Origin of the sequence: Bifidobacterium pullorum subsp. saeculare (assembly GCF_016899725.1) — a bacterium.
GTDB lineage: Bacteria > Actinomycetota > Actinomycetes > Actinomycetales > Bifidobacteriaceae > Bifidobacterium > Bifidobacterium pullorum_C.
Genome location: NZ_JACLYU010000033.1, coordinates 1 through 9,419, shown reverse-complemented (window position 1 = coordinate 9,419; position 9,419 = coordinate 1). Strand labels below are relative to the sequence as shown.

Here is a 9,419-nt window from a genome sequence, read left to right as displayed (position 1 = left end):
CGGAGATACGACCTTCGTGGCGACCCAACGAGCGCAGTCACCACGTGTGTCACGCCCCAACGAGCGCGGATACCCTGCCGACGACGACCCAACGAACCAAGACATCCCGTCCATGACGCCCCAACGAACCGAGAAACATCCCGTCAGACGACCCAACGAACCGAAATAGCCCAGCCACCGCACTGAAACACGCCCCAATGAACGCCGATACGGCGTTCCGCAGGCGCCGAAGGGCCGTTCCCGAGAATCCCGAGGTTCCCGAGGATCCCGAGGATCCCGTGGGCCGCGGAGCCTTCCGGAACACATAAGGCCCGCCTCCACTGTCATGGGGAAGCGGGCCTTAACCGATGCGAGGCGAAGCGTGGCGCGGCACATCGCATCGCGCCACGCGCCGACGCGATATGCGCTCAGTACGTCATGCCCATCGCCTCGCGCACCTCGTCCAGGGTGGCGTTGGCGATCTCGTTGGCGCGCTTGTTGCCGTCGGCGAGCACGTCGCGCACATAGTCCATGTCCTTGGCCAGCTCGGCGCGGCACTCGCGGTGCGGGGCCAGGAACGCGTTGACGGACTCGGTCACGTAGGCCTTGAGCGCGCCGGCGCCCGCGGCACCGATCTCGGCGGCGATGTCCTTCGGGTCGCGGCCGGTCACCAGGCCCGCGGTGGTCAGCAGCGCGGAGACCTGCGGGCGGTTCACCGGGTCGAAGGTGATGGTGCGCTCGGAGTCGGTCGGGCTCTTCTTGATGAGCTTGGCGGTCTCCTCCGCGGTGGCGCCGAGCATGATCGAGTTGCCGTAGCTCTTGCTCATCTTGCGCCCGTCGAGGCCCGGGATCTCCGGCGCCTCGGACAGGATGGCGGCCGGCTCCGGGAACACCGGGCGCTTCTTGGCGTAGCGCTCGTTGAAACGGCGTGCGATGGTGCGCGTGATCTCCACATGCGGCAGGTTGTCCTTGCCGATCGGCACCACATTGGCCTTGCAGAACAGGATGTCGCACGCCTGGTGCACCGGGTAGGTGAGCAGCAGGCCGGTCAGCGCATGCCCGGAGGCCTCCATCTCCGACTTGACGGTCGGGTTGCGGTGCAGCTCCGCCTCGGTGACCAGCGAGAGGAACGGCAGCATGAGCTGGTTCTCGGCCGGCACGGCGGAATGCGCGTAGATCATCGTCTTCTTCGGGTCGATGCCCGCGGCCAGGTAGTCGAGCACCAGGTTGAGCACGTTGTCCTGGATGTGCTCGGTGGTGTCGCGGTCGGTGATCACCTGGTAGTCCGCGATGATGATGTTCGAGTGCACTCCCCGGTTCTGCATCGCCACGCGCTGCTGGATCGAGCCGAAGTAGTGGCCCAGGTGCAGCCGGCCGGTGGGGCGGTCGCCGGTGAGCATCGTGAACTTGCCGGGGTCGGCCTCCAGCTTGGCCATCGTCTCGTCGGAGCGCTTCTTCGCGGCCAGGAAGCTGGCGCTCATCTCATTGCCGGCGGCGGTGAGCTGGGTCTGGGTTTCGTCCGTCATGCCTGTCAGTCCCCCGAAATTGTGAGAAAACCATGCAGAATAACAATTTTATGGTAAAGACGCGAGCCGACAAGCCATGCGTGGCGAACAGGTGGTACTCTTGCCAATGATGAATTTCTAGCAAGCAACAATCCAGGGGGTCAGATGGGCCGCGGACGTCAGAAAGCCAAGCAACAGAAAATTGCCCGCAAACTCAAGTACCTGACCACCGACACCGATTATGACGAGCTTGCCAAGGAGCTGAGCGAGCAGGAGCCGGGCACCGGTTCCGTCGATCCCTTCGCCGACCTCGAGGAGCCTGAGACCTCCGAGACGGCGCAGGGCGACCAGCCCGCCGCTTCCGCCGCCCCGGCCGCCGATGACGACCTCGACGAGTACGCCAAGTGGGCCGCCGAGGCCGCCGCGAAGGCGACCAGCGGCGAGTTCCCGGCCGCGCCGAAGCCGGCCGCGCCGCGCAAGCCGATTCCGATGCCGGTGCCGAGCGCACTGAAGCCCAAGCGATAAGCGACGGCTGCTGTGCCGATGACTGCCGAAGCGGCGCGTGGGATTCCCACGCGCCGCTTCCTTATATGCGGGATATGCGGTCGGTGACGCTCACAGCCGCTGCAGCGGCAGCAGCGCGGACAGGTCGTCGCGTTCGCCGACGGCCGTGATGTGCCCGGCCTCGCGCTCCTCGGCCCAGCTGGTGACGCCGGCCGCCAGCCGCAGCCACACCGCCGGCTTGAGCTCGATGACGTCGGGCGGGGTGAGGTTGTGCGGGTCGGAGGCGGGGCCGTCGAGGATCTTCACCGCCGCGAAGGGGGCGACCCTCACCTCGACGCCGGGGCCGGGCGCGCGGTGCTCCAGCGCGGCTATCGTATAGCGCACGGCCATCGCCATCGTCGCACGGGGCAGCTGGGGGGCGACGGCCATGCGGACGGCCGCGGGCAGGCCGGCGGCTCCGGCCGGTTCGGGCCGCGTGGCCGGGGCGGCGGCATCGGCTGCGTCGGGCTGGTCCGGCGTGATGGCACCGGCCGCGTCGGCGAGCGCCGCGGCCGCGGCTTGGCGCCAGTCGGCCCAGGCGGCGCGGCCCTTGGGCAGGTCTTGTTCTCGTATCGCGGGCATGGGCCTCATTCTAGGCCCGGGCCGCGGCCGGCGGCGCGGATTGCGGCGCGCGGCCGGCGGCGGGTATAGTGGGCGATGCAAACGTATGCATAGAGGCGGTGTCGCCTCCGTGTTACGGAGCGTTCACGCTGGCCACGCCCGGCCGAGCGCGGCGCGGCATAAGATTGTCGGGGAAGCACTCCCGGAAGGAAAGAAAGCCATCATGTCCGAAACCACCGCACCGAAGTCACCGGTCACGGCAGCGCAGTTCGCCGACGAGATCCGCGAGCAGCTCACGTACCACCAGGGCGTCACCGTCGCGCAGGCCACGCCGGCCGACGTGTACGTCGCCGCCTCGCTGGCCGTGCGCCGCCACCTCATGGACGCCTGGATGACGACCCAGGCCGAGATGGTCAACGGCCACACCAAGGCCGTCGGCTATCTGTCCGCCGAGTTCCTCATGGGCAAGCAGCTGCGCAACGCGCTGCTCAACGCCGGCCTGACCGAGCAGTTCGACGAGGCCGTCAAGGAGCTGGGCTTCGACTACCAGGACGTCATCGACGCCGAGCACGAGCCCGGCCTGGGCAACGGCGGCCTGGGCCGCCTCGCCGCCTGCTTCATCGACTCCCTCGCCTCCATCGGCGTGCCGGCCTTCGGCTACGGCATCCAGTACCAGTACGGCATCTTCGAGCAGGAGTTCGACGAGCAGGGCCGCCAGATCGAGCGCCCCGACTACTGGCTGACCAACGACGAGCCGTGGGGCCACGTCGACTACAACCGCTCGCAGAAGGTCTCCTTCGGCGGCACGGTCGTGGAGAACGCCGACGGCACCAAGGCGTGGAAGCCGGCGTGGTCCGTGCGCGCCGTGCCGGTGGACTACATGGTCCCGGGCTACAAGTCCGGCCGCGTGAACACGCTGCGCCTGTGGCGCGCCAAGAGCTACGACGAGTTCGACCTGCTCACCTTCAACAAGAGCGAGTACCTCGACGCCGTCAAGCCGCAGGTCAAGGCCGAGAACATCTCCAAGATCCTGTACCCGGAGGACTCCACCCCCGAGGGCAAGGCCCTGCGCCTCGAGCAGCAGTACTTCTTCGTCTCCGCGTCCATCCACGACGCGATCCGCGTGTTCTACCCCGGCCAGGACAAGCCGGACCTGACCACCTTCCCGGACAAGATCACGTTCCAGCTCAACGACACCCACCCGGTGATCGGCATCCCCGAGCTCATGCGCGTGATGATCGACGAGTACGGCTACGACTGGGACACCGCCTGGTCCGTGACCACCAAGACCTTCAACTACACCTGCCACACGCTGCTGCCGGAGGCCCTCGAGGTCTGGCCGGCCAGCCTCATCGGCGAGCTGCTGCCGCGCCACCTCGAGATCATCGAGCGGATCGAGCGTCAGTTCGAGGCCGAGCTGGTGGCCAAGGGCGTGGACGCCGCCCAGATTGAGCGGATGAAGATCTACACCGGCGACGCGGTGCGCATGGCCTACCTGGCCACCTACGGCGGCTCCCACGTCAACGGCGTGGCCGAGCTGCACTCCGAGCTGCTCAAGGACGTCACCCTCAAGGACTTCTCCGACACCTACCCGGACAAGTTCGCCAACGTGACCAACGGCGTCACCCCGCGCCGCTTCGTCAAGCTGGCCAACCCGCGGCTGTCGGACCTCATCACCGAGGGCCTCGGCACCGACAAGTGGCTCACGGACCTGGAGATGCTCAAGGGCCTCGCCCCGCTGGCCAACGACGACGAGTTCGTCAAGAAGTTCGCCGCCGTCAAGCAGGCCAACAAGGTGGACTTCGCCAACTACGCGAAGCGCGAGTACGGCTTCGACCTCGACCCGAACACGATGTTCAACACGATGGTCAAGCGTCTGCACGAGTACAAGCGCCAGAGCCTGAAGATCCTCGCGCTCATCGCCCGCTACGCGGACATCAAGAGCGGCAAGGTCTCCGCGGACGACGTGATGCCGCGCACCGTGATCTTCGGCGCGAAGGCCGCCCCCGGCTACTACCTGGCCAAGATGACGATCCAGCTCATCAACAACGTGGCCCGCGTGGTCAACAACGACCCGGACGTCAAGGGCAAGCTCAACGTGTACTTCCCGTGGAACTACAACGTGCGCCTGGCCCAGCACCTCATCCCCGCCACCGATCTCGACGAGCAGATCTCGCAGGCCGGCAAGGAGGCCTCCGGCACCGGCAACATGAAGTTCGCCCTCAACGGCGCGCTCACCGTCGGCACGCTGGACGGCGCGAACGTGGAGATTCGCGAGCGCGTGGGCGCCGAGAACTTCTTCCTCTTCGGCATGACCGTGGACGAGGTGGAGGCCCAGTACGCCAACGGCTACAACCCGGCCCGGTACTATGAGTCCGACCCGCGCCTCAAGGCCGCCATCGACATGGTCTCCGACGGCACCTTCTCCGACGGCGACCGCAACACCTACGCGCCGCTCGTCGCTGACTGGCTGACCAAGGACTGGTTCATGACCCTGGCCGACTTCACCGCCTACGCCGCCATCCAGGGCGAGATCGAGGCGCTGTACGCGCAGCCGCTCGAGTGGCACCGCAAGGCCATCCTCAACGTCGCGAACTCCGGCTACTTCAGCTCGGACCGCTCGATCGAGGATTATCTGGAGCGCATTTGGCACACCGGCTCGATGGCCTGACGGCGCCGGGCCGGCGCGCGGCTGGCGCGCCGGCCCGGACGGCTGTCGTCGAAGCATAGGAAATGCCTGCCGCCCCGAAGCGGGGTGGCAGGCATTTCCTTGTTGCCGATGCGTGCGCCTGCGATGCGGCCGCCCCAAGCCGCCCGCACGCGGCGGGAAGCGGGCGGACGGCGTCAGGCCTCGGCGCCCTCGACGGCGGGCTTGTCCTCGGCTTTATCCTCGGCCTTGTCCTCGGCCTTGTTCAGGCCCAGGTCCACCGGCGAGGAGCTGTTCTCCCACGGCTCCTCCCACGGATCGTAATCCGGGTTCTGCTGCTTGTAGATGTACAGCGCCGCAAGGCCCGCGAGCAGCGCGCCGAACAGCAGCGCGAAGAACTTCCAACCGTTAGAGGACTTGTGCTCCATGACGGCTCCTTTCCCAAACACGGACGGTCTGTTCATCCAGGCCGACTCTGCCCTCCATAGTAATGGAATCTTTGTGACGATTGGGTAGAAGCGCCGTGCTCGGCGGCGTTGGCTAGAGTGGTCGGCATGCAGTTCCATATCCCGACCAAGCAGCAGATCCGCAACGAGTGGAGGCTCGGCGAGCCCGTCGTCACCAAGGCCATCATCGCGCTGTGCGTGGCCGTGTGGGTGGTGGAGATCGTGCTGCGGCTGCTCTCGCCGCGGCTGTTCGACACGGTGGTCGGCGGCGGCATGATGATGCCGCTGACGGTGCTCGTCCACCCGTGGACCTGGCTCACTTCGATGTTCCTGCACGCGCCGAGCATCCTGCACATCCTGTTCAACATGATCGCCCTGTACTCCGTGGGGCCGGTGCTCGAACGCATGATGGGCCACTGGCGCTACCTGGCCCTGTACCTCATCTCCGGCCTCGGCGGCACGATGGGCCTGGTGGTCTGGGCGCGCCTGACCGGCGACTGGTTCACCGCCGCCTACGGCGCCTCGGGCGCGCTGTTCGGCCTGTTCGCCGCCGTGCTCGTCGTCTACCGCCGCGTCGGCGCCGACATCCGCTCGATGCTCGTGTGGATGGCGGTGAACTTCCTGCTGCCGCTGGTCGTCGGCGGCATCGCCTGGCAGGCGCATGTGGGCGGCTTCCTGGTCGGCAGCGCGCTCACCTGGCTGCTCGTGCGCGGCCTGCCCGCCCTGCGCCACCGCAGCTTCAACCAGCGCATGGCGATCTACGGCGGCGCCGTCACCGTGGTGGTGCTCGTCGTGATCGCGCTCTGCGCGCCGCACCTCCCGCCCGTCCTGCTGTGACGGTCCGCCGCTGACGGCCGGCTCACATGTCGGCGAACGGGACCAGCGAGACCCTTGTGTCGCCGGCGGCCACGTCAACCAGCTCCTCGGTGAAGCCGGATTTGGAGAACAGCATCCAGTGCCGGTCATCGCTGGGAACGAGGTCGCTGCGATGCTGGAGCAGGCGAAGTTCCTCGACGCCTGTGGGTTGGTTGCGCCACTTGCATTCGCAGTACAGCGTCTGGGATCGATCCATGCCCGTGGCCACGATGTCGATTTCCTCTTGGCGTTGTGTGGCAGGGTCGCCGCCCCACCAGCGGCCGGCATGGAGCAGCAGGAAGGGCACGGCGTCGGTCGCGTTGTTTATCCATAGCCATTGCCGGCACATACCTTCGAACACCGGGCCCATGAACCGCGGCAGGTCGGCCATGACCTGTGCAGCCGCCACATCCGCATGCCCGAATTGGATGAGCGTCATATACGTGGGCACGTAGCGGTACCAGAAGCGGAAGAAGGAGTCGCGGATGCGGTACACCGCTTTCCGCGAGGCCGGTCTGTCGAACGGTGTCTCCCGCTCCACAAGGCCCAGGTCGATGAGGTTGCGCAGGTACGGGCTGAGCGTGTGCGCGTCGATATGCGAGCCGAGGGCGATGTCATTGAACCGCGACGCCCCGGAGGCGATCGCCTCGATGATGCCGTTGTACTCGTAGGGCTTGCGGAGTTCCTCCTGCAGAAGCTTCGCGGGTTCCTCGAACAGATAGCATGACGGGTCCAGGATGTTGCGCCGCAGGTTCTCTTCGATCCCCAGTTCGTCGTCGATCTGCAGCAGATATTGGGGCACTCCGCCGGTCAGCCCGTAGACGACGGCCGCGTCCTCGTGACTCATCGCCGGCACGAACCGCCGGGCCGTCGCGTAGTCGAAGGGCTCCAGCTTGATTTGCGCGGTGCGCCTGCCGTAGAGCGGGCTCTGATAGCCGAGCACCTGGCGTTCCATGAAGCTCATGGAGGAGCCGGAGAGGATGAACATGAGTCTGCTGGTGTCTTTGTGCCGGTCGATGGCATGCTGCAGCACGGAGGATACGGAGGCGTCGGCCTTGACGAGATAGGGATACTCGTCGATCACACAGATCAGCCGTTCCCGCTCGGCGAGACGGAACACCTCTTCGATGGCGTCGGAGAAATTCGCGAACACCGGCACCGGCCCCGCCGCATTCCCCTCCGTGCCGTTGCGGTACGTGGCAATGCCGGCGCTCAGCGCGGCCACATTCTTGCCGATGTTGTTCTCGACTGCAGAGAACAGGATGGCCGGCTTATCCCGGGTGAATTCCTTGATGAGCTCGGTTTTACCGATGCGCCGGCGCCCGTAGACGATGACGCATTCGAACCGTCCGGATTGATAGCGGCTCCGCAGCTGCCCGAGCTCGCGTTCCCTGCCGATGAATCCTGCCATGGCGCCATCCCCCTTGCCCTCAATAAGCAGTAATACGATTATAATAATTATGATACGGTAAATATTCATGCCGGGTGTTCGCGCCCGCAGACGAGCGTTGCGCTTGTCTGCCGCCGCGGCGTGCCATGCTGGAAGGCAACGGTCGGAAAGCGAGGACGACGATGGGTATGATGACAGGAACGACGGGGACGGCTGGCACGGAGCGGGCGATGGCGCTGCTGGAGACCATCGCCGCGCAAGCCGGCAGGGTGTCGGTGGTCGGCTCGATGAACGCCGACTACACCGTGGTCACGGAACGGCTGCCGGAGCCCGGCGAAACCGTCAACGGCGGGCCGCTCGCCATCCTGCCGGGCGGCAAATCCGCCAACCAGGCGGCGGCCGCGGCCAAGCTCGGCGCGCAAGTGCGCATGTTCGGCAAGGTCGGCTCCGACGCCAACGCGGACTTCCTGCTCGCTCGCCTCGCCGAGACGGGCGTGGACACCTCCCATGTGGGCCGCGCCGAGGGCGCGTCCGGCACCACGGTGATCACCGTGGACGCGCACTGCGAGAACACCATCGTGTACTCGGCCGGCTCGAACGCGCTGGTGGACGTCGCCTACGCCGAGGACTCGCGCGCGGCGCTGGTGGACGCCGCCGTGCTCGGCCTGTGCCTGGAAAGCCCGATGCCGGTCGTGACCGCCTGCGCCCAGGCCGCGCACGACGCCGGCCTGACCGTGCTGCTCAACGATTCTCCCTTCGTGCCCACGTTGCCGGCGGAGCTCGTGGCCGCCTGCGACATCCTGCTCGTCAACGAACATGAGATGGCGCAGCTGCTGGGCGTGGCCAAGCCCGACGACGGCGACTGGGACCGGGCCGATTGGCCCGCCATTGCCGCCGCGATGCACGGCTTCGGCTTCGGCCGCGTCGTGGTCACCCTGGGCGGCGATGGCTCGGTGGTCATCGACGGCGACCTGCTGACGCGCATCCCCGCGGTGCGCGTGGCGGCCGTGGACACCACCGGCTGCGGCGACGCCTTCATGGGCACCGTGCTCGCCGGCCTCGCCGCCGGACTGACGCTCGCCGAGGCCGCGTCCGCCGCGTCGTATGTGGCCGCCTACGCCGCCTGCGGGCATGGCGCCCAAGCCTCGTACGGCACCACCGGGCAGATCATGGCCCGGTTCGCGGGCGGCGGCCGCTGACCTCCCGCTCCTCGGGAGCGCGGCCGGGAAATCACAGGCGTGTAGTTTTCCACAAGATGTGGAAAGTCCTGTGGATAACTTGGGCATAACTGGGGACAGGACGTGGATAAGGCGCTGCGCGCGGTGTGTGCGCTGGCCGGGAATCGTTGGAATGCCAAGGGTTTGTGGTGATGTGGACAATGTGCACAAGAGTTATCCACAATCCTGTGCACATTGTGGATAACTGGGGGTTCCGTCCACAATCCCCCCGATGTGGATAACTCCGGGTGTCGGCGGGGCGGGGCGGGTGAAGGC

General features: G+C 66.9%; 8 protein-coding genes. 4 read left to right on the top strand and 4 right to left on the bottom strand.

All coding sequences use genetic code 11. The features are described from left to right. Positions 1 to 407: 407 nt before the first annotated feature. Positions 408 to 1,505, bottom strand: a complete 1,098-nt coding sequence (gene trpS, locus H7U32_RS09045; protein WP_204469748.1) for a tryptophan--tRNA ligase — start codon at positions 1,503 to 1,505, stop codon at positions 408 to 410. A gap of 144 nt (positions 1,506 to 1,649) precedes the next feature. On the opposite strand from trpS, the gene H7U32_RS09040 reads away from it, so the two are divergent. Further along, complete coding sequence (locus H7U32_RS09040) at positions 1,650 to 2,009, top strand: DUF3073 domain-containing protein (protein ID WP_204469747.1); 360 nt, start codon at positions 1,650 to 1,652, stop codon at positions 2,007 to 2,009. A 90-nt stretch (positions 2,010 to 2,099) separates the two neighbouring features. Here H7U32_RS09040 and H7U32_RS09035 read toward each other — a convergent pair whose 3' ends face one another. Next, entirely contained in the window at positions 2,100 to 2,609 is a 510-nt protein-coding gene (locus H7U32_RS09035) for a sterol carrier family protein (RefSeq protein ID WP_204469746.1), read from the bottom strand. Positions 2,610 to 2,811: 202 nt separating this feature from the next. On the opposite strand from H7U32_RS09035, the gene H7U32_RS09030 reads away from it, so the two are divergent. Further along, positions 2,812 to 5,259: a glycogen/starch/alpha-glucan phosphorylase gene (locus H7U32_RS09030; protein ID WP_204469745.1), complete on the top strand. Its 2,448-nt coding sequence runs from the start codon at positions 2,812 to 2,814 to the stop codon at positions 5,257 to 5,259. A 173-nt stretch (positions 5,260 to 5,432) separates the two neighbouring features. Here the strand turns inward: H7U32_RS09030 and H7U32_RS09025 are convergent, their stop codons facing one another. Further along, positions 5,433 to 5,663 (bottom strand): hypothetical protein, encoded by a 231-nt coding sequence (locus H7U32_RS09025; RefSeq protein WP_204469744.1) that lies wholly within the window; start codon positions 5,661 to 5,663, stop codon positions 5,433 to 5,435. Positions 5,664 to 5,789: 126 nt separating this feature from the next. Here H7U32_RS09025 and H7U32_RS09020 point away from each other — a divergent pair, with 126 nt between their 5' ends. Continuing rightward, the gene (locus H7U32_RS09020; RefSeq protein WP_204469743.1) at positions 5,790 to 6,518 is read left to right on the top strand and encodes a rhomboid family intramembrane serine protease; all 729 of its coding nucleotides are present in this window, start codon (positions 5,790 to 5,792) and stop codon (positions 6,516 to 6,518) included. Positions 6,519 to 6,540: 22 nt separating this feature from the next. Here the strand turns inward: H7U32_RS09020 and H7U32_RS09015 are convergent, their stop codons facing one another. Continuing rightward, positions 6,541 to 7,947, bottom strand: coding sequence for an ATP-binding protein (locus H7U32_RS09015; RefSeq protein ID WP_204469742.1), 1,407 nt, complete (start codon positions 7,945 to 7,947; stop codon positions 6,541 to 6,543). A 209-nt stretch (positions 7,948 to 8,156) separates the two neighbouring features. Between H7U32_RS09015 and H7U32_RS09010 the strand changes: the two genes are divergently transcribed. Beyond that, positions 8,157 to 9,125 carry a ribokinase gene (locus H7U32_RS09010; protein WP_204469749.1) on the top strand — a complete coding sequence of 323 codons (969 nt, stop codon included), beginning with the start codon at positions 8,157 to 8,159 and terminating at the stop codon, positions 9,123 to 9,125. The last annotated feature ends 294 nt before the right edge of the window (positions 9,126 to 9,419 follow it).